This window comes from Pseudoalteromonas sp. CF6-2, assembly GCF_021729425.1.
In the GTDB taxonomy this organism is placed as follows: domain Bacteria; phylum Pseudomonadota; class Gammaproteobacteria; order Enterobacterales; family Alteromonadaceae; genus Pseudoalteromonas; species Pseudoalteromonas arabiensis.
The window spans coordinates 95,030-114,005 of the sequence record NZ_CP091443.1; the positions used below are offsets into that span (position 1 = coordinate 95,030).

At 39.8% G+C, this 18,976-nt stretch carries 21 protein-coding genes; 7 read left to right on the plus strand and 14 right to left on the minus strand.

All coding sequences use genetic code 11. The annotated features are described in order from the left end of the window. Positions 1-90: 90 nt before the first annotated feature. The 3 genes from L3Q70_RS17155 to L3Q70_RS17165 are packed head-to-tail and all read right to left on the minus strand — an operon-like array spanning position 91 to position 2,365. A complete protein-coding gene (locus tag L3Q70_RS17155) occupies positions 91-426 on the minus strand; it encodes a DUF3325 domain-containing protein (RefSeq protein WP_062567834.1) in 336 nt (111 codons plus the stop codon). Next, entirely contained in the window at positions 423-2,024 is a 1,602-nt protein-coding gene (locus L3Q70_RS17160) for a PepSY-associated TM helix domain-containing protein (RefSeq protein ID WP_237115527.1), read from the minus strand. Before L3Q70_RS17160 ends, L3Q70_RS17155 begins: the two co-directional genes overlap by 4 nt. After that, the gene (locus L3Q70_RS17165; protein WP_237115528.1) at positions 2,021-2,365 is read right to left on the minus strand and encodes a hypothetical protein; all 345 of its coding nucleotides are present in this window, start codon (positions 2,363-2,365) and stop codon (positions 2,021-2,023) included. The genes L3Q70_RS17160 and L3Q70_RS17165 overlap by 4 nt, the downstream gene beginning before the upstream one ends. 197 nt (positions 2,366-2,562) lie before the next feature. Between L3Q70_RS17165 and L3Q70_RS17170 the strand changes: the two genes are divergently transcribed. Genes L3Q70_RS17170 through L3Q70_RS17185 form a run of 4 tightly spaced genes read left to right on the plus strand, consistent with a single transcriptional unit; the run spans position 2,563 to position 4,983 of the window. Continuing rightward, a complete protein-coding gene (locus L3Q70_RS17170; protein WP_237115529.1) occupies positions 2,563-3,261 on the plus strand; it encodes an aspartate/glutamate racemase family protein in 699 nt (232 codons plus the stop codon). A gap of 3 nt (positions 3,262-3,264) precedes the next feature. After that, positions 3,265-3,627 carry a VOC family protein gene (locus L3Q70_RS17175; protein ID WP_062567837.1) on the plus strand — a complete coding sequence of 121 codons (363 nt, stop codon included), beginning with the start codon at positions 3,265-3,267 and terminating at the stop codon, positions 3,625-3,627. Between the two features lie 19 nt (positions 3,628-3,646). Then, complete coding sequence (locus L3Q70_RS17180) at positions 3,647-4,228, plus strand: uracil-DNA glycosylase family protein (protein ID WP_062567838.1); 582 nt, start codon at positions 3,647-3,649, stop codon at positions 4,226-4,228. Positions 4,229-4,230: 2 nt separating this feature from the next. Then, complete coding sequence (locus L3Q70_RS17185; RefSeq protein WP_237115530.1) at positions 4,231-4,983, plus strand: phytanoyl-CoA dioxygenase family protein; 753 nt, start codon at positions 4,231-4,233, stop codon at positions 4,981-4,983. 27 nt (positions 4,984-5,010) lie between these two features. On the opposite strand, the gene L3Q70_RS17190 is transcribed toward L3Q70_RS17185, so the two are convergent. Continuing rightward, complete coding sequence (locus L3Q70_RS17190; RefSeq protein WP_062567840.1) at positions 5,011-5,559, minus strand: hypothetical protein; 549 nt, start codon at positions 5,557-5,559, stop codon at positions 5,011-5,013. A gap of 110 nt (positions 5,560-5,669) precedes the next feature. On the opposite strand from L3Q70_RS17190, the gene arfB reads away from it, so the two are divergent. Beyond that, positions 5,670-6,083, plus strand: coding sequence for an alternative ribosome rescue aminoacyl-tRNA hydrolase ArfB (gene arfB, locus L3Q70_RS17195; protein ID WP_062567841.1), 414 nt, complete (start codon positions 5,670-5,672; stop codon positions 6,081-6,083). 132 nt (positions 6,084-6,215) lie between these two features. Beyond that, positions 6,216-6,533, plus strand: coding sequence for a hypothetical protein (locus L3Q70_RS17200; RefSeq protein ID WP_062567842.1), 318 nt, complete (start codon positions 6,216-6,218; stop codon positions 6,531-6,533). A gap of 11 nt (positions 6,534-6,544) precedes the next feature. Here L3Q70_RS17200 and L3Q70_RS17205 read toward each other — a convergent pair whose 3' ends face one another. The 5 genes from L3Q70_RS17205 to L3Q70_RS17225 form a co-directional block, all read right to left on the minus strand. Further along, on the minus strand, positions 6,545-7,579 hold the full coding sequence (locus tag L3Q70_RS17205; protein ID WP_062567843.1) for a DUF2955 domain-containing protein: 1,035 nt from the start codon (positions 7,577-7,579) through the stop codon (positions 6,545-6,547). 13 nt (positions 7,580-7,592) lie between these two features. Beyond that, on the minus strand, positions 7,593-8,654 hold the full coding sequence (locus L3Q70_RS17210; protein ID WP_237115531.1) for an HlyD family secretion protein: 1,062 nt from the start codon (positions 8,652-8,654) through the stop codon (positions 7,593-7,595). A 4-nt stretch (positions 8,655-8,658) separates the two neighbouring features. After that, entirely contained in the window at positions 8,659-9,135 is a 477-nt protein-coding gene (locus L3Q70_RS17215) for a MarR family transcriptional regulator (RefSeq protein ID WP_062567845.1), read from the minus strand. 269 nt (positions 9,136-9,404) lie between these two features. Beyond that, the gene (locus L3Q70_RS17220; protein ID WP_237115532.1) at positions 9,405-10,292 is read right to left on the minus strand and encodes a fused MFS/spermidine synthase; all 888 of its coding nucleotides are present in this window, start codon (positions 10,290-10,292) and stop codon (positions 9,405-9,407) included. Next, positions 10,277-10,903 (minus strand): fused MFS/spermidine synthase, encoded by a 627-nt coding sequence (locus L3Q70_RS17225; protein WP_062567847.1) that lies wholly within the window; start codon positions 10,901-10,903, stop codon positions 10,277-10,279. The genes L3Q70_RS17220 and L3Q70_RS17225 overlap by 16 nt, the downstream gene beginning before the upstream one ends. A gap of 188 nt (positions 10,904-11,091) precedes the next feature. Here L3Q70_RS17225 and L3Q70_RS17230 point away from each other — a divergent pair, with 188 nt between their 5' ends. Continuing rightward, positions 11,092-11,550, plus strand: a complete 459-nt coding sequence (locus tag L3Q70_RS17230) for a GyrI-like domain-containing protein (RefSeq protein WP_237115533.1) — start codon at positions 11,092-11,094, stop codon at positions 11,548-11,550. 53 nt (positions 11,551-11,603) lie between these two features. On the opposite strand, the gene dgcA is transcribed toward L3Q70_RS17230, so the two are convergent. From dgcA to L3Q70_RS17255, 5 genes are all read right to left on the minus strand, one after another. Next, positions 11,604-12,683: an L-Ala-D/L-Glu epimerase DgcA gene (gene dgcA, locus L3Q70_RS17235; RefSeq protein WP_083515250.1), complete on the minus strand. Its 1,080-nt coding sequence runs from the start codon at positions 12,681-12,683 to the stop codon at positions 11,604-11,606. Further along, positions 12,677-13,675: an N-acetyltransferase DgcN gene (gene dgcN / locus L3Q70_RS17240; RefSeq protein WP_237115534.1), complete on the minus strand. Its 999-nt coding sequence runs from the start codon at positions 13,673-13,675 to the stop codon at positions 12,677-12,679. Before dgcN ends, dgcA begins: the two co-directional genes overlap by 7 nt. Before the next feature lie 121 nt (positions 13,676-13,796). Beyond that, positions 13,797-14,672 (minus strand): LysR family transcriptional regulator DgcR, encoded by an 876-nt coding sequence (dgcR, locus tag L3Q70_RS17245; RefSeq protein ID WP_062567850.1) that lies wholly within the window; start codon positions 14,670-14,672, stop codon positions 13,797-13,799. A 16-nt stretch (positions 14,673-14,688) separates the two neighbouring features. Next, a complete protein-coding gene (locus L3Q70_RS17250; protein ID WP_237115535.1) occupies positions 14,689-16,413 on the minus strand; it encodes a Na+/H+ antiporter NhaC family protein in 1,725 nt (574 codons plus the stop codon). Positions 16,414-16,491: 78 nt separating this feature from the next. Further along, on the minus strand, positions 16,492-18,882 hold the full coding sequence (locus L3Q70_RS17255) for a M14 family zinc carboxypeptidase (RefSeq protein WP_237115536.1): 2,391 nt from the start codon (positions 18,880-18,882) through the stop codon (positions 16,492-16,494). Positions 18,883-18,976 lie beyond the last annotated feature (94 nt).

Here is an 18,976-nt window from a genome sequence, read left to right on the forward strand (position 1 = left end):
TTGAAGCAACATGTGATCCCCCAATTTAATTCCCTGCTCGGGTAGGCTATGCCTACCCATTTTTTTCAGATCAGTTTTTTACTAACTAAGCTAGAAAATCATTACCGAAAAGCAACTTAACAGTAAAATTGATAAATTGAGTATACTGATATGCTTTACCCATGAAACAGTAAAACTATATAAAATCATGAGCATAAGTACACTTAGCGCCATATAACCGCAAAACAATAATGCACCATATCCACCTTCGCTCAGTACAGATAACACTAAACTTAGTAAAATAGTGATCCAGCCTGTAGCTAAAAAGCTATGTCGTTGTTTATCCGTTAGCTTCTTTTTAAAAACTTCACGAAAATGGTTAAACTTTGCTAAAGCAAAACAATTAAATGCCATAAAGCACAAACTAAACTGCAGTAATTCCATCATCCTTGTTGCTCCTTAAGGTCCTTGGGCTTTTGAAAACGGCGAGTACTTACTTTTTTGCTAGCAGTACGTAATTTTTTGCCCTGTAAAATAAACAGGCTTCCCGCAATAATGAAACCAAAATCAACGCAAAACAGCGTCCATTTTTGAGTTAGTAAATAACTGATCCAATTTCCCTCGGTTGTCATAGCATTTACTAAAGGAACAGCAAAACATACCAATGCGTTAAGCCACGCTGCTAATTGCCATTGACGTTTAGAGCTACTTATTATTGCCAACACAGTCATTGCTAACCATGCGAGGAAGAACACGAGTATTTCTTTATCGGCACGCGCTACCATCTCTAAAGGTAATAATCGATTAGCAATAAAAAATGATGCCGTTGCAAATGGTAACCCCATCAGGGTAGCTAGATTTAACGTTTCTACTAATTTCAAGCCAACCCCAGCTTGCTGCTGCGGCTTTAAACGCTCCCTTAAACGTTTAGCCCACATAATGCAGCCTGTAGCAATCATTGCGCAGCCAGCGATACCACATAAGAAATATAGCCAGCGTAATAATGGGCTAGCTAGTCGCCCTGCGTGTAATGCTGTCATCGAATCATAAAAGCGTGCTGATGCCGACCAATCTTTACCTTGCTCAGCGAGTAGTTCGCCAGTACTACCTGAAAATAAAAATGCCGCCCCATTATCCACGACCTCTTTACCTGTGTTCAAATACACACTCACGCGTGATGACTCTTTGTTTGCATCGCGAATAAAGAAGAAACCTATATCGGCATCAGGTGACTTAGTATAAACCTGATCTAAAATAGTATTCATGCTAACCAGTGGCGCAGGAACATCACTCGATTCGACACGAGCCCTGATAGGACTTGCCTCATTAAACATTTGTTGTAGCCCCTTCTCATACACCGTTTGAGCAGGGTAGGGGAAAACCATAAATATTAAGGTTATCAAGCCTGTATACGTAATCATAATATGAAATGGTAAGGCTAATACCGATGATACATTATGAGCATCAAGCCAACTGCGACTTCCTTTGTTTTTTCTAAAGCTAAACATATCTTTAAAAATACGCTTGTGAATAACAACACCAGTAATCAAGGCAATCAGCATAAATAATGATGCTAGACACACTAGCCAACGTGCCGTTCTGACATCGATGTAATGCAAATCAAAATGCAGTCGATAGAAAAAATACCCGCCTTTGGTCTCTCTAGGCGGCGCAATTTCCTCATTGGTAGTAGGGTCTAAATAAGTCTCAGTAAATTTAGCGCGTCGTTGCCCTGACTGCTTAGGCTCAGCATAACTATAGGTATATAAAGGGTTACGAGGCTCAGGTAAATAAATACGCCATGATGATGAGTCTGCTGCTTTATTTTGCAACTGCTCTACAGCATAGTTAATTTGCTGTCTTTGCTTAGCTAGGCGGTTATCTTGATGAGTAACAGTGTGCGTTTCTGGCTCGAACCAATAAGTAATCTCGTCTTTAAAAAAACTGATGGTGCCAGCAAAAAAAATTAAAAATAATAACCAACATACTAACAAACCAACCCAAGTATGTAGCCAGGTCATTGAACGAAAAAAGTTCTCTTTCATAACCAACCCTTAATCAACGAAAGAATTACAAACTGGACACCTGTAGTTAGTAAAATAGTGATCCAGACACGCTTTAATGACTTAACTGCAAACACCCAAATAAAAACACAACTATAAAAAAATACCGACAACGTAGTGGTTAATAACACACTGTCTAACTGATTCAAGGGAAGCAAGATGGCTAACAAAGAGATAAGTACACTGGTAAATACATAGCCCCCAAAGATGGCAGCAACAAACCGAAAGAATACCGATATTCGGTAAGATATGCTCACAGAGCGCTTTTTAAACACATTTTTAGGACGCTGCGAAGACACTGCATCAATGGATTGTGAATGCATGATAATCCTTTAAATAAACACGAATAGAAAGCGCACTATTATAAACTGACAAAATAAAAAAGATAGTGATTATCATTTGCGTAACCATGAAGAATAAGTAAATTTATCGAGTACTCTCTAGTTAGTAAAATAATGATCTACTGGCTTTGCGAAGCCTAATATCATAAGGTGATATAAAAACCGAATGGGGTGCTTGGATGCGAACAATAGGATTAATTGGCGGTATGAGCTGGGAGTCAACGCAAAGTTATTACCAGCTTTTAAATCAAGGTGTTAAAGAAAGCCTTGGTGGACTTCATAGTGCAAAAATAGTACTGGTAAGCTTAGATTTTGCCGAAATAGCAAGATTACAACAGCAACAAGATTGGCCACAGATGGCAGAGATACTGATCAAAGCAGCCAAGCAAGTGGAGGCTGCAGGTGCGAATTATTTATTAATTTGTACCAATACAATGCACAAATTAGCTGAGCAAGTACAAGCTGCGATTTCAATTCCTTTATTACACATTGCTGATGCAGTTGGTGAAAACCTGATCCAAAATAATCATAAAAAGGTCGCTTTACTTGGAACCCAGTTCACTATGGAACAGGATTTCTATAAACAACGACTAGCAGATAAATTTTCTATTGATGTGTTAGTCCCAGCAGCACAGGAGCGAGCCATCATTCATAATGTTATTTATAATGAATTATGCAAAGGGATTATAAAATCAGAGTCTAAAGCTGCGTACTTAGCAATTATTGATAAACTAAAACAGCAAGGAGCTGAGGCAGTAATTCTAGGTTGTACAGAAATCGCATTACTAGTACAGCAAGCTGATACTTCAATGCCGCTGCTTGATAGCACTACGCTACATTGTGAAATGGCCCTTGAGCATAGCCTTAATGAGGAATAAATAATGTCAAACCATCATACTTTAAATTACGTTGAATTTGCTGCGAGCGATTTAACAGCAACTAAAGCTTTCTTCCAGCATGTGTTTAAATGGCAGTTTACTGACTATGGACCTCAATACACCGCATTTAGCTGTGAATCTGCAGGCCTAGACGGGGGCTTTTATCAAGCACCATTAAAATGTCTATCAACGAATGGTGGGGCGTTGTTAGTGCTTTACTCAAACAACATTAAGGAAACTCAATCACAGGTTGAGAGCCATGGCGGTAAAATAATAAAACCTCTTTTTAATTTTCCGGGTGGTTATCGCTTTCATTTCACAGAGCCAAGCGGTAATGAACTAGCTGTTTGGTCAAAACAAGCCTAGATCATATTTTTACTAACTCATGAATACAAAACTTTTACTAGAGCAAGTTAGTAAATGCGTGATCTGTGAACCTCATTTACCACTTGGCGCACACCCTGTTATCCAGTTTAACAGTAACGCTCGTATTTTAATTGCAGGCCAAGCGCCCGGAGTTAAAGTTCATCAAACAGGTCAGCCGTTCAATGATGCAAGTGGCGATAGACTTCGAGAGTGGCTTAATGTAAGTACTGATGAATTCTACGATGAACAGAATTTTGCTATTTTACCTATGGGTTTTTGTTATCCAGGAAAAGGCAAATCAGGTGATTTACCGCCAAGAAAAGAATGCGCTATTGCATGGCGAGAGAAGCTTCTGGCGCAATTAAATAATATTCAGCTTACTATTGTGCTTGGCAAGTATGCGCAAGCTTATCATTTACCACAAACAAAGAAGCAGCCATTAACAGAGTTAGTAAAATCATGGCGTGACTATTGGCCAAGCCATCTTCCGTTACCTCACCCAAGCCCCCGCAACAATATATGGCTAAAGAAAAATCCTTGGTTTGAACAACAAGTACTGCCTGAGCTTGGCACAAAAGTACGCTCCATACTTAAAGGCTAATAATGCAAAACCGCTATTATCAACAATATGGTTATTACCATGTAAAGGGCCTTTACAATGACAAGAGCCTATCAAAGGTTCGCCCAATTCTAGATAAGTTTCATAATAACTGGTTACAGGAAAACCAACATTTTTACAAAACTAAAGGTATCAATAGTTCAGGGCTGACCGCAGCACGATGTTTAACGGATGACGAAAAATTAATTTTATTTAAGTTCATTAATTCAGATACTTTGCTCAACCATGTAAGACCAATTATTGCTGCACCATGCTTTATGAATACCCAACTTTTCTTTAACCCTTACAAAAAAGAACAGCGTAATTATTGGCACAGAGATATGCAGTACCATTTAAACCTAACTGAGCAAAAAGAAGCGCTTAAGGGCCCAGAGGTTTTGCATTGTCGAGTGGCTTTTGAAGATGAACTTGGTATTGAAGTCATTCCTGCAAGCCATAAACACTGGGACTCAAAAGAGGAGTTAACAGTTCGGCTAGAGGAACAGGGGGCTTCAAATAGTAACGCACTAAAGAATGGAAAAACGATTGCTCTTAAAAAAGGGGACTTACTAATTTTTTCTGCAAATATGATTCATAGAGGCCTATATGGCTTAAATCGGTTTGCTTTTGATATTTTATACTTTGATCGTCATCCCAGTATTGAGCAATTTTTACAAACCGATTTTTTACCAACTGAAAATCAGAAGCTGCAACTCGACAACCCAGATGCCTTTATTTGGCCACAAAAAAACGGCTAGTTAGCCGTTTTTTATTGAATGACAAGATTACTGTAACATCGCAAATAGTTGTTTTAGTTGTGGCATATATTCCTTAACCAAATTCACATTGCCTTCGTTCACGTTAGTGCTTGATTTTGCCCCTTCTAATGCACCTGCCAACGAGCGTGTGCCCGAATTAGCCGAAGAAGCGCCGAAACTTTGTAAGCCTGTTACAGCTTGATCAACACGCTTTTGATTGTCACTAGACAAGCTACCTTTTAAATTAGCTAAATAGGCCATTGATACTTCAGAACCAACGACAATTAACTGCTCTGGCGTAAAACCATATTGCTCAGTTAAGCCCGCAAACTCAGTATATAGCTCGTGTTGTTTTATTTGATCAAGAAACCCCATCATTGATGAGGTATTCGTTGCCTCAGAACCACTTAACATACTTCCTAAGTCAACGTTTTTAAGCTCAGGCTGATTCTGCGACCAATTAGCCACTGCAGGTAACGCTTTAATATAACTTTGAAGTTGGTTTTCCGTAATATCTTCTGCGAAGCTTGAAAAACTCATTATGAGTAAACTCAATGATATAAGTAACGCTTTCATCAGATTCTCCTTGTGTACAAGTTTTAGCCACCAGTTAGTTTTAACGGGTTATTATGATCAGCTAATTACAAATGTTAGAATATAGTTTTTATCACAGCTAACTGAACCTAATGTTAATTATTTCCAATACTGTAACAATCGATGAATGGGAGCTCGATATAAGCGCTATCCGTTCTCAAGGAGCGGGTGGGCAAAATGTGAACAAAGTGGCGAGTGCTATCCATTTACGCTTTGATATTAATCGTTCCAAACTTCCTGACTTTTACAAACAACGACTGTTAAATTTAAATGACTCTCGAATCACAAAAGAGGGTGTTGTTGTAATAAAGTCGCAAAACCACCGTACTCAAGAACTTAATAAAGAGGATGCACTTAACCGCTTAAAAGAACTTATTATAAGTGCGACACAGGTTCAAAAGAAACGCAGACCAACCAAACCAAGTAAAAACTCTCAACGCAAGAGGATGGACAGCAAAACAAAAAGAGGACAAACAAAAGAGCTAAGGAAAAACATAAAATTATAACTTTATAATTACGACTTAGTATCAAAATTAAGCAGAACTGTAAAGAAGTGTAACTTGTTAACAAAGTTAATTGATGGTTAATCTAGCAAATACTATAATAATAATACTATCTCACTTTTGAAGGAGCCGTATATGGGCTACAAAACACGCTGTTTTGCAATTGCAATGATAACGCTGTCAGTTTTACCTATGTCTAGTTTTGCGGTTGACTCTTGGCAAGCTGGTAGCGCGTACCCGCAAGGGAGTGAAACCTGCTACAACGAGATTTTATACAAGGCTCGATGGTGGGCCACCCCTGGTGAAGAACCTGGTAGCTCACAGTGGGGAGCATGGGTTGCAGATGTTGTCTCAAAAACCTGTGTGCAAAATGTGGTGAAACAAGATGAATTATTGAAATCATTACCCACTATTTTTGAAGCGAACAATAAAAAAGGGAGTTCATCAGATTAACTCCCTTTTTATTAATCAAATGTATGATGCCGTGTTACAGCAAAACGATTAAGTATATGATGCATAATATACACAGCACATAAACTAACAAGAATCGCTACTGATACTGACGAAAACCGATATAAGGCACTGTAAACCAAGTCCTGCCCAGGTCCTAACGATTGACCAAACAAAATACCAAACGTAGTAATAATACCGAAGCCAACCCCCGGAATGCCGCCAGAAATTATATGATATCGACTAAAGATGAACGTCAAAATCCATAAGATAAGCGCAGGAAAAATCAATATATCAGTGTGATTGTATAAAAAGAGCTGTGCAACTAACGCTAAATTACAGCCAATTAATGTGCCAACTGCACGCTGCCACGCCGCCATACCAGCCGCTTTCCAGCACAATGAAAATAAGATCAATACAGATGCCGCTTGTGCGGAGATAGAATCTTGTAAATCAAATACCTGAAATACCACAAACGATAAGGTTGCCACTGTTGAACAAAGTAATACTTCATGGCGTACACTTTCTTTCGCTTTTTCGGGCATTACACGTGCTTGACGCGGTGCAACATCAGGAAACAAACCATGCATGAGCATCGAAAAAACAACAGTAACCACAACAGCAACAGCGTTACTAATTATCAGAGGATAGATACTTACTCCTCCACCTGTGTAGGTCGAAAAGTGCAATTGAATTGACAAACTCACAACCGTAGTGGCACCAAATAAGAAATTAGCGCCACGGCTCATTTGATAAAACAAAAAAGCAAATGCGACAAAACTCATCATTGTCATAACAACGGGTAAGTGGGAAAACAATCCTTGTACCACAAGCACAAACAATGCACTGAATACAGCACCAGCGTAAAACTGACGAATAATATGCATATTAAGTACAGGGACTAAACCGAGCAATAACATAGGGTAAACAGTAAAAAAGATGCCATTAGGCCAGTTCATCAATTTTGCCAGTGCGAACCCTAATGCTGAGCCCGTGGCAATGCGTAGCGCTTGGCGCAAGCCATTACCATCGAGTTGCAATACTGACATAACTTACCCTGCCTTAGTAAATGAAGTGCAGAACACTGATAAAGCGAATTTGCATGCTCGCAAACCAACTGCCAACGCTCGAATCAGGCAAAAGCTGAACTGTAGCACGAGCTCCGCTTGGAAATTTAGCTAACATTTGGTGCTCATCCAATTGAATATGAATACGTTGACGCTGCGCATCTCGTACCCAGCGATTGCTACTTTCAGTGGCACTGAGTAAACCGTTAGCATTAAGCTGGCCATCACTGACTCCCGCTTCAAAGCTAACAATTTTGCCAGTAAATACTTTGCCGGGTAGCGCATCAAAGCTTACTTTCGCAGTACTGCCAATTTGCACGTGTACCAATGACTTTTCACGAAAATCAGCAACAAGGTCAGCTTTATTAGCAACAATCGCCATTAAAGGTTGCCCCTTATTCGCATATGTACCTGCTGTCACTTGTAAATTTGCAGTTTTACCATCGGTATCGGCCGTTACTGTTGTATAAGACAAGTTGAGTTTAGCCTGTTCAAGCTGGTTCAGGGCATGGCGTAATGCTAAGTTATCATCCCCCATTTTACCGCGAGCAAGTTTAGCTTCGCTAAGCTGAGCTTCAATTGCCGCTACATTTGCCTTACTTGATTGGTAATTTGCATTAATTGTTTCGTATTCCTGCTCTGAAATAGAACGTTTTTTTAGTAACGATTCACCACGTTCAAACAATAATGTTTGCTCATGCAGTTTTGCTTTCGCTGCCGCGAGCTGCGCCTCAATTGCTTTCACACTGCTATCTAAACGTTGGTTTTGAAGTTTAGCATCATCATAAGCAAGCTCAGCCTGTTGAACAGCCAACTCAAACGGTTCATCATTAATCTTAAACAATGCTTGGCGCTTTTCGACAGCTTGATTGTTCGTTACTAAAACCTCCGTCACGCGGCCGCTTACCTGTGGTGTCACTTGCACAACTGGGTGGTATACACGGGCCTGTGGCGTCACTGGCATATAAAGGTCAGCAATTACAAAATACAGAAATAGAACAATGAAACCCACTAAGGAAATTTTTACATAACGGGCAAATTTTTGATCCGGTGTCATAAAGTTATTTATCTCCTGAGTAGTGATTAATACATTGACGGGCATTTTTTTCCATCTGAACAAGGCCATGTGCCATAGTATCTAGCTGGTTTGTCGTTAAATCTGCATAAAGGTTTTGTTTTACATCAGCAATGATCACACGCAAGGTCTCCAATAAGTTTAGACCTTGTTCAGTAAAATACAGTCGCTTACTGCGTTTATCCTCTGCATCCGCTTCACGTACAATAATCTGTTGTTGTTCAAGCTGCTTGATAGTGCGTGTTAAAGACGGCATTTCAATACCCAAGCTATGCGCCAACTCTTGCTGGGTACAACCCTGATTTAAGTGAAACAAATGAATCATAACAGTCCAACGAGACTGAGTTAGACCAAGAGGTTCCACCGCAAGCGTGACGGCATCACGACACAAACGATGTACACGACCCATGCTCCCGCAGAGGGTTAAATCTAACGTTTCATGAAAGGGGATAGTGGAAGACATAATGCACTCCAATTACTTAGCATGCTAACTATTATATTTTACTTAGCATGCTAAGTAAATATTAATGCATTTTATAAAATAAATAGGATCAATCGGAAAAAACGAAAAGCTGCGAAACTTATGCAGAAGCAAATTCTTTGAAGCAATACCCTTTCAGTTTTGCCCCTTTTTAATAAGTTTAGTCCAGCCAAAAGCGGGGATAGATGGGTATCGTTGCTCTACCAAAAAGCAGAGCAACTAAATTGGCCTTATCAAAGAGTATGTGTTTACTAATAGTTTAACAGGTTTGCAGGCGAGTATTGATCCGTCAGTACTTTCGTATCTGACGGCCAATTCTGATTATCTTTGGTGTAGAGTAAATGCTCGCTCAATGAATGTATATCTACATCATATGGCGCTAATTTTACCGCTAATTGCTTTACACGCTTTGCTATTTGCTGATCACTTGGCATCGCATTTAACCCTGCCAAGATTATGCGGTTTGAGTTCTTATCTGTCACAACATTCACAAAGTCACCAAACACATCATAATAAGTAGCCGACTCATGCTGATAAAGCTTACTTGAAGAAAAAGTATTAGCAGCAACAATCCCCCCCTCAGCAAGCACACTTTTTACCTCAGCAAAAAACTCCTTAGTCAGTAAGTGCTCAGGAATGTAGTCACCATTAAAAGCATCAAGAATAATCCAATCATACTTCTGTTTTTTTAATGCGGCTCGTTTAATGAAAATACGCCCATCTTGTACTTTAGAAGTCACTTTATCGGTTTCTATAAATTGAAAGTAATCACGCGCAACTTTTATCACAGCGGGATCTATCTCAACGTTTTCTATACTTGCGTTAGGATAAAGCTCGTGAATAGTATTGGATAATGTCCCACCGCCTAAACCGATAATGAGGACATTTTGGGGATTATCGATAAAAAGTAAACTCGCAAATGTCATTTTTGTGTAGTTGAAGACTAGCTTTTTGGGTTTACTTTTATACATGCAACTTTGCGTACTTTTGCGGGTTTTTTCATTGAATTTTAAACACAACAAATCACCTGACTCTTCAACTAATATATTGCGATATAACGAACGTTCCTTATGTATTACCTCACTGTAGACACCGAACGACAATATCAAAATTACACACCCTATCAAGACTCTAAACATACTGTGCGCTCCTTAGCACGTGTTTGACTGACGGCAATAGCAAGTAGGCCTAACGCACCGAGTACCGATGCAAATGTTTTTATAATATCGTTTACATCAAAAGCTAACACCATGTAGAAAGATGTGATGATAGTCCCAAGAGCACTACCTAAAGTGCTAACAAAATATAAACCACCGGCAACCTGACCGCTTTTTTCATGATCGGTAACCAATAATCGCACTGAATAAGGCGAAATCATTCCGAGAATAGTCGTTGGAATAAAAAACAATGCTGTTGAGGCAAGTAAAGAGCCGTAACGGCTGTCTTCAATATGGCTAAAAATAAAAGCCATAATAGGCTCAGCAAATAAAACAATGGGGATGACCATAATACTGGCGATAAAAAAGATAACGCCATATTTAGCTAAGGAGGGGTTATGTGTAGACAGCTTTCCGCCTAGTAGATAGCCAATCGATAGACTCAGCATAAATACAGTAATTATACTGCCCCAAATATGTACACTGCTACCAAAATAGGGGGCCAAAATTCGCCCTCCTAAAAGCTCAATCCCCATGATACAAAAACCACTACTAAACGCGAGAAAGTAGATGAGAGCATTGATTTTATTCATAAAAACACCTGCTAATTTTATTTTAATTTAAATTCATCTTAACCTGATGGTGATTGCGATACTATGACTATTTTTTAGCCTGTTAGATACATCCATAACGCTCAAGACTAAAATTTTTCAAAAAAGCTATATATCTAATCCAAAATTCTGATATTTTATAGGTACAAAACACACAAGGAAAAAACGCTATGGATCAGCAGCAAGCACATATCACTATCAATAACTCCACCACATTATTTGGTTTAAAAGTTCGCACTTGTAACAGCAACGAAATGAGTGGTCGGGGCGCTAAAATAGCGACGTTATGGCAGGAATTTTATGCCAATATTGCGCCGGAACTATCTCGTGAAAGCCAAGTTTATGGTGTATACACACATTACGAATCAGATGTTACTGGAGACTTTGATGTCTATGCTTGCACCAATACCCCTGTACAATCAGCTAATACAGAATCAATAGACCTTGCAACGGGGAAATATCTTCGCTTTAGCGGTAAAGGAGCTATGCCTCAAACGGTTGTCGATGTATGGGGGCAAGTATGGCAATACTTTAGTAATGAGCACTGCCCATATATTCGCGCTTATAAAACTGACTATGAGTTTTACAAAAATAGTGAAGAGGTCGAGGTGTTTATTTCTGTAGAATAAATACCTCTAAGCTCCCTGCTATGACAAGCTTATGGGAGCTTAATTGAAAAGCATTACTGTAACTGTAAGCGATCAACGAAAAAGCGCTCACTATTATGCGCACCTCCCCATAGACAACTTTGAAGAGGGCTCATTTGACCATCAGCATAAGTAAAGTGATGCTTTCGATCTTTTAACACTAACAGTGGCCCATCCAAATCGACATAACGAGCTTGTGATGCAAGTAATGAGGCTGGTGCCATCGCTAGAGAACTGCCCACCATACAGCCAAGCATTATATCAAACCCCATCTTTTGGGCTTTACTGGCTAACGAACAAGCTTGTGTTAAACCTCCTGTTTTATCGAGTTTAATATTGACAACTTGATATCGTCCCTGCAAATAAGGAAGATCATTTTCAGTATGGCATGATTCATCAGCACAAAGAGGGATTGGCGATGTGAAGTTAATCAGTTGCTCATCCTCACCAGCGGGTAGGGGTTGCTCAATGAGTACAACATTAAGTGCTTTTAGCGCCTCTACATTCTCTTCTAAATCACGAAAGCACCAATCTTCGTTTGCATCTACGATAAACTGACTATGAGGCGCAGCGTTTGCAATAGCCGTCATCCTAGCGATGATATCTTGTTTATCTAGTTTTACTTTCACTAGGGGAGGGGAATTCATCGCCAATACAGCCTCTTGCATGGCTTTTGGTGTATCAATGCTAAGTGTGTGCGCGCAAATACTCGTTATACTGGTTTTACTCAATATCTCTGCAACTGGTCGTGTACTTTGTTTGGCCTGAAGATCCCACATAGCACAATCTAGTGCATTACGGGCAGCGCCAGCGGGGAGTGTATTAATTAACTCGGAAAGTTCCATTTTGCGAGTGAAGGAACGATCACAAAACAATGCTTTAATTTGTTTTGTCGATGTACTTATCGATTCATCATAACGCGCATAGGGGACCGATTCAGCCCAGCCGTAAAATTCTTTGTCTGCAATCACAACCACAATCACATCTGCGCTCTTTTTTGTTCCTCTAGAAATTTTAAAGTCTGATTTCAATGGTATTGATTGATGAAAAACAGAGACAGTGTAGACGCTCGACAACGTTTCTAAGGATATATTGAACAATCTTTCTGTTAGCATAAGTTGGCCACTATTGAATCGACGCCATCACGTAAGGGATCAACACATGGCACACCAAATGTCTGACTCAGACGCTCACAAATTTCATTTCCTTGTTCAATACTAACACTGGATGTATTAACTGAAATACCGACCACCTGAACATCAGGGTTCGTTAATTTCGCCGCAGCAATATTTAACTCTATCGTCGTTTCAATACTAGGAAAGGAAGTATGGAGTAAGCCACGCATATGGGTTCTATTTAAAGCATGACATATCACTAACGCATCAGGCTGAGAACCATGTAACAATCCCAAGCTAACTCCAGCAAAAGCAGGGTGTGACAGTGAACCTTGCCCTTCGATAATATCCCAATGCGTTTCCTCTGCATCAGGACTTAATGATTCTGCAGCACCGGAAATAAAATCAGCAATAACGCAATCTATCGCTACACCACTGCCTGAGATTAAAATTCCGCATTGCCCCGTAGCCCTAAAGTCGACATCTATATTTTGTTCTTTCATCGCTTTCTCTAGGCTTAAGCTTGTATACATTTTACCTACAGAGCAATCTGTTCCCACAGTAAGTAATCGCTTACCTTTGCGTTTATATCCCTTGCCTGTTGCAAATGCTGTACTTGGATGACGAATATCCAATAAATTTGTATTGTGCTTTTGCGAAAGACTGACCAGCTCATCAAAGTTAGTGAGCTTATCGTGAAGCCCACTTACGATGTTCATTCCGTTCTCTATTGCCTCACTAATAATTGGCAACCACTTTTTGTCTAACACACCACCACTATTAGCAAAACCTAGAACGAATGTTTTTGCGCCTAACTTAGCAGCTTCACAGATGCTACATTGATTGAGACCAGTACTGACTGTACAACCGTTAACGCTCAGCTCGCCTACACAAAGTTCAGCGCGCCAATCAGCTAAACTTTGTGCCATTTTAATTGAGAGTTTATCGGTCGCATCACCGATAAATAGTAAATAAGGAGGCTTAATTTGCATAATATATCTCTAATTTAGAAAGAAAAATTGACTAAACAGAGCATATTATTTTTTAAAATTTAGAAAAGAATGAAGAATTATTGCACCTATAACCTATGTTTATAACCAGAAAAAATACCCTTTAAATACAATTAGATAACTCATTTAAAAAGGCGTCTAAAACATGTGATAAAACTTTATTTTCTAAATGAAGAGCACTCACGTTGAAAAATAAAGGAGGGCTGAATGAGGCGATAGCAATGTCATCTGACAAGTTTCCCATAGCAGTATACTTATCAACGATACATACACCCACTCCCTGTGCTACCAAGCGTGCAGCAATAAAGTAAGTTTGCACTTTAATTGTAGAGTCCAGTACGATATTTTCCTCAAGCATGCGCTTCCACAACAGGTGCCCTAAAGGGCCACTATCACTTATATCAATAAATTCTGCCCCTTCAAGTTCCTGAAAGGTCAGCTGAGCAGGTATAGATGGAAATAAACGTTTAGGAAATACCGCAACCAGCTCTGACTGTGCAATTTTAATAGCTTTAACGCCTGGCATCGCACTCGGCGAAAAAACAACAGCCAAATCGCACTTATGTTCAAGTAATGCTTGCAATGCTTCATTGTTATGAATCGTCTGCACATTAAAGTTAACTTTTGGATACGCGTGATGATACTTTGCTATTGCACAGGGAAGTGCATCGAAACCTAAGGCAGGTGTAACACTTAAATTTATATTGCCAAACTCAGCTTTTTTTATATTTTCAGCTGTGTTTTTAATCGACCGCATTTGCTGGTAAATTTTGTCAACTTCGTTGAATAGCATCGACGCCTCCTCAGTTGGAATGAGACGTCCCTTTACCCGCTCAAATAACTTAAAACCTAATTGCATCTCCGCATGCGATAAAACTTTACTAACCGAGGGTTGTGATACATGTAAAGCTTTAGCGGCATTCGTGATTGAACCCGTTGTATAGATTGCATGGAACACTTCGATATGTCGCAGTCGCATTTATTAACTCCTAAAGTTAGGCAAAAAAGTAAACAGTCAAAGTCCAAAGTAAACCTGCCAGACCAGCTGCGATTGATGCAGGAACAAGCTGCGACTTAACATGGTCCATCAGATCACACCCTGTGGTCATAGCGCTTAAAATCGTTGTATCTGAGATAGGTGAGCACTGATCACCAAATACGCTCCCATTTAAAACCGCAGCAAAGCATACAGCCATAAATAACTCTGGATGTGCGAGTTCTTGTGATTGACTAATAGCCCAAGCAAGTGGCATTGCTAAAGGAAATGCGACAGCATAGGTTCCCCAACTTGTGCCTGTTGAAAAAGCTATTGCGAGCGTGATCAGCTGTAGAAGTATTGGCAGCAGCCAAAAGGGCAAACCATCCCCAAGTAAAGATACAAGGTACAAACCTCCACCAATTTGTTTACTAATGGTTCCTATAATAACCGCAAGCATTAAAATAACAGAGGCAACAACAACCCCCTTTAAGCCTGTTGCAAACCCGTCCATCAGGTCACTTAACGACATACCTTTACACAACGCAATAAACGCAGACATTAATAACGCAACCCCAAATGCCCAATTAACTTCAGGCGTACCACTGTATAAAAAAGTAATAATGGCGATACTAATCAAGCTTATCAAAGGCAATAAAAACTCTAATACATGTGGCGAGTAATGAGAAGGGACATGGGTTTGCTGTAACTCTTTTGCACTCAATGGTGTTGCATCTGGGGCATCAAGCTGTCCTGTTGATAATGCGCGTTGATGAGCATCTCTAATCCGCTTGCCAGAAAAACGCGTAATATTCATGGTCAACAAAAATGTGCCTAAAACGGCGAAAAAACTATAAAAACTAAATGGAATACTTGAGAAGAAAAATTTAATTCGCTCTGACTCTGTGGCAAGAAAAGAAACCCCAGGTACAAAAATTAGCGCTTGAATATAAGCAGGCCATGCATTAAATGCGAGGATTGATGCAATAGGGGAGGCTGTTGAATCAACAATATAACTCATTTCTTCATGGCTCACTTTTGCTTTATCAGCAAGGGGGCGCACTGTGGTGCCAACTAAGGTTGTACTCATGGTACCGCCTTGAAAGAAAATAACGCCTAAAAACCATGAAATTAATTTGGCTGAGCGCTGCCCTTTCACAAAGTGCTTTGTCATAAAGTTTGCAAACGCTTGAGCCGCCCCTGTTCGAGACCAGATACCAATCAACCCGCCTAATAACCACAAGTAAAGTAATAACAAAGCAGCGCTACTTTCAGTTGCTAAATTCACAATGATAACGTCATTGGTTAAATCATAGTGACCAAGTAATAAAGCCCCAACAACAATACCACTAAATAGAGACGTAAGTGGCTCTTTGGTAATCAAACACAATAAAATGGTGACAAATGCAGGCAGCAGTGACCATAAGCCATAATGAAAGGCAGGTTTAAGTAAGCGTACCTCGCCATCATCAGTCATAACCCATTGCTCTTCTAAACTCGGAGTTTGTTTACTCGCATCTAAAGAGGCTTGATTTAAAGGTGAGTCTTGATATGCCACAACTGAGTTTATAGTGACTTCTTTTCCTTTATACATATAAGCATACTGATTATGCTCAGTTTGATATGTATCGTATAAATAAGATTGCTCTAACCATGTTGGAGTGACAAAAAAGTTCACATACAATGCACTTGCAATGGCACTTAAAAGGATCAGAAAGGGTAAAAGTTTATTGTTGCTTATCATTTTATTGTCTTTTTTTGAAATGCAAATGAACACCCAACTTGAGCCCGAAGTCGAACGCTTGGGGCTCAAAAATGCACACTATCTGGGCGATACGAATAACTTTGAAAAGAATAAGCTATTTAAAAATAGCTTCTCTGTTCCATAAAAGTAGCCTCTAAAGTTTGGATCATCGGCAAATAAAATAACACTTCCTTTTCCTAACCTTTGTGCAACTAAACTTGTTTTTCCTGCTAGTTGCTGTTGATTTTCAACTGAAGCAAACCCTGTTAATAACGGTTTTTGAGCTATCTGTACAATAGACGCGTAAGGGTTTTTTGGCATTTCAAACACCAGTAAGCCACTTCGGTGACTGGCAACCTCTCTTCTTACATAGCCGTATCCAAGCGGGTGGGTAATGTCTAAGTCTCCTAACATGACTGCACCACCAATAATATCTTGCGCTTCAAGGTGTGACTTCTGGCCATAATTGATTCTTTCTCGCTGATTCTCAATACCCGGGCTAATCTCGACCGTAACAAGGTCTAGCAACTCTTTGCTGGCCCATTTTGCACCGTCAGCTATACCAATAAATGTCCCTCCCGAGCGGGTCCAAGTTAATAACTTATCGGTGGTTTTCTTATTAATATTTGCGTGTTGACCGTCAACAAGCACAATGTGGCTGTAGTTATTTAGATCTAACTTTTCTAACTGTGATTTAGTCACTAAAACACTAGGAATATTCATGCGCTTATCAAGTAGATGCCAAACTTCTCCAGCTTGATACTGTGAAATTGAAGGCCCAATAACAAGTAATACGTGAGGCTGTTCAATTGCTTCGATGTTATTACTACCCAAATCCATGCCAATACTCTGAGTATGCGATGATTGCAATGCGTAGCTAGCTATCGCATCTTGCTCCGCAGCCTGGCTCATTAATGAATGTAATTTACTTTTATCTTGATTCGATACAGGCACCACCACTGTACCGCGCATAAATGTTTTTTGCCCTTGGTCTGTTTCTGCTTGAAAGCCATTATTAGCAACACGGGGACGAAAACCTTCTTGCAGTAATTGATACATCAATTTAGGGGCGTAATAATTGCTCCATTCAAATGCATAAGCAACCTGAGCCTCGCTTGGGGAGGGTTGGCGAGGAAAAGTAACCGCAAGCACTTCACCTACTTGGTAATTACTTTGTTTGAGCTCTTCATATTCAATGCCAAAAGCTAACGGCATCGTCCAGCCAGATACATCATAAAATGTATTATTTTCAAAGCGCGTTACTTTTGAGAACAAACCTTTAAGCATGGGATAACTCGCTTGAGCTGATTCAACAACGTATGCTTGATTTGCAAAAAATGATTTACCGTTAACGGTCATGTCTTTTGTCAGGGGCTTAACGTCTATTTTATTGCGGCTAAGTAGCTGTAAGAAATGAAAGATCTTTGCAGGGTCTTCTGGTGCTGAAAATACATACCCTTTTACACTATCGTTCTTCGCGGTTTCTTTAGTCTCTTTAGAAAACTGATACTGATAATTAAGTAAGGCCTGTTTTTTGTCTACAGCATTATTAAGAAGCGCTAGGCCTACATGATAATACGTTTTAATATTTTCTCGAAATGACAACAGCCCTCTTGGTGTTTCCAAAACCCCAGCAGAACTGGCCTGTTCAAATAGAATACCTAAACTGCCGTATAAATGTGGATAAGTCGCTCCTTTACCAAGGTAGAAATTATCATAGGCCTCTTCATTAAAAAACAAAGTAGCAGCGCTATCTAGATACGCGCGAGGTTGCTCGACAACATCCGATAACAACCCCATAGCCTGCTTATTGATTAATGGATGAACCCTATCAGGTGCGCCTGGGTGAAAATAAAACGATTTATAAGAGCGCATTTCATGAAAATCAGCCACGATATTTGGTCGCCAGTCATGGAACTTTTTCACCCAACTCACGGGCTCTGGATGTTGCTGCAACATCCACTGCCGATTTAAATCAAACCAATAATGATTGGTTCTCCCTGACGGCCATGGAGAACCATGTAAAGCATGCGCAGGGTCGCTAATAGCTACCTCTGATTGATAACGTAAATTCCAAGAGGCTTCACGACTATTGCCATCAGGGTTCATACTAGCTGTTAACAAAATAACGCTATTTTCTAATAGCTTTTCTGTTTCTTTACCTTGTGCAGCTGCAAGGTGGTAGGCAATAGGTATCGCAGAGTCTGTTGAGCTTACTTCACTGCCATGAACACCAAAGTTAATCCAACTTATCACTGGCATATTTGAAGTATTTAATGCATTACCTTGCTGTAAAAGCATATGCTTTTGCTGTATTTCGGGCAGCCTTTTTAGGTTTGCTGGCGAGCTAATTGTCAAAGTAATTATTGGCCTGCGCTCGTGACTATAGCCAATTACTTCAAAACTAACGCGTTCTGATTGTTCTGATAACATCTTAAAGTAAGCAACTAACTGATCATTACGAACCATTTGCTCACCTAGTTGATGACCCAAAAAGTTCTCTGGGGAAATTATATCTGTATTAAAATTCGTTGCTGGACTATAAAAGTTGCTCGCGGCGCTA

Excerpts from the sequence above, each read along its gene's own strand:
- L3Q70_RS17165 (WP_237115528.1), bottom strand. The coding sequence starts at position 2,365 with ATGCATTCACAATCCATTGATGCAGTGTCTTCGCAGCGTCCTAAAAAT.
- L3Q70_RS17155 (WP_062567834.1), bottom strand. The coding sequence starts at position 426 with ATGATGGAATTACTGCAGTTTAGTTTGTGCTTTATGGCATTTAATTGT.
- L3Q70_RS17255 (WP_237115536.1), bottom strand. The coding sequence starts at position 18,882 with ATGGTTCGTAATGATCAGTTAGTTGCTTACTTTAAGATGTTATCAGAA.
- L3Q70_RS17250 (WP_237115535.1), bottom strand. The coding sequence starts at position 16,413 with ATGATAAGCAACAATAAACTTTTACCCTTTCTGATCCTTTTAAGTGCC.
- L3Q70_RS17160 (WP_237115527.1), bottom strand. The coding sequence starts at position 2,024 with ATGAAAGAGAACTTTTTTCGTTCAATGACCTGGCTACATACTTGGGTT.
- L3Q70_RS17205 (WP_062567843.1), bottom strand. The coding sequence starts at position 7,579 with ATGTCAGTATTGCAACTCGATGGTAATGGCTTGCGCCAAGCGCTACGC.
- L3Q70_RS17200 (WP_062567842.1), top strand. The coding sequence starts at position 6,216 with ATGGGCTACAAAACACGCTGTTTTGCAATTGCAATGATAACGCTGTCA.
- L3Q70_RS17185 (WP_237115530.1), top strand. The coding sequence starts at position 4,231 with ATGCAAAACCGCTATTATCAACAATATGGTTATTACCATGTAAAGGGC.
- L3Q70_RS17225 (WP_062567847.1), bottom strand. The coding sequence starts at position 10,903 with ATGAATAAAATCAATGCTCTCATCTACTTTCTCGCGTTTAGTAGTGGT.
- L3Q70_RS17220 (WP_237115532.1), bottom strand. The coding sequence starts at position 10,292 with ATGTTTAGAGTCTTGATAGGGTGTGTAATTTTGATATTGTCGTTCGGT.
- dgcA (WP_083515250.1), bottom strand. The coding sequence starts at position 12,683 with ATGCTAACAGAAAGATTGTTCAATATATCCTTAGAAACGTTGTCGAGC.
- L3Q70_RS17180 (WP_062567838.1), top strand. The coding sequence starts at position 3,647 with ATGAATACAAAACTTTTACTAGAGCAAGTTAGTAAATGCGTGATCTGT.
- arfB (WP_062567841.1), top strand. The coding sequence starts at position 5,670 with ATGTTAATTATTTCCAATACTGTAACAATCGATGAATGGGAGCTCGAT.
- L3Q70_RS17170 (WP_237115529.1), top strand. The coding sequence starts at position 2,563 with ATGCGAACAATAGGATTAATTGGCGGTATGAGCTGGGAGTCAACGCAA.
- L3Q70_RS17190 (WP_062567840.1), bottom strand. The coding sequence starts at position 5,559 with ATGAAAGCGTTACTTATATCATTGAGTTTACTCATAATGAGTTTTTCA.
- L3Q70_RS17175 (WP_062567837.1), top strand. The coding sequence starts at position 3,265 with ATGTCAAACCATCATACTTTAAATTACGTTGAATTTGCTGCGAGCGAT.
- L3Q70_RS17230 (WP_237115533.1), top strand. The coding sequence starts at position 11,092 with ATGGATCAGCAGCAAGCACATATCACTATCAATAACTCCACCACATTA.
- L3Q70_RS17210 (WP_237115531.1), bottom strand. The coding sequence starts at position 8,654 with ATGACACCGGATCAAAAATTTGCCCGTTATGTAAAAATTTCCTTAGTG.
- dgcR (WP_062567850.1), bottom strand. The coding sequence starts at position 14,672 with ATGCGACTGCGACATATCGAAGTGTTCCATGCAATCTATACAACGGGT.
- dgcN (WP_237115534.1), bottom strand. The coding sequence starts at position 13,675 with ATGCAAATTAAGCCTCCTTATTTACTATTTATCGGTGATGCGACCGAT.
- L3Q70_RS17215 (WP_062567845.1), bottom strand. The coding sequence starts at position 9,135 with ATGTCTTCCACTATCCCCTTTCATGAAACGTTAGATTTAACCCTCTGC.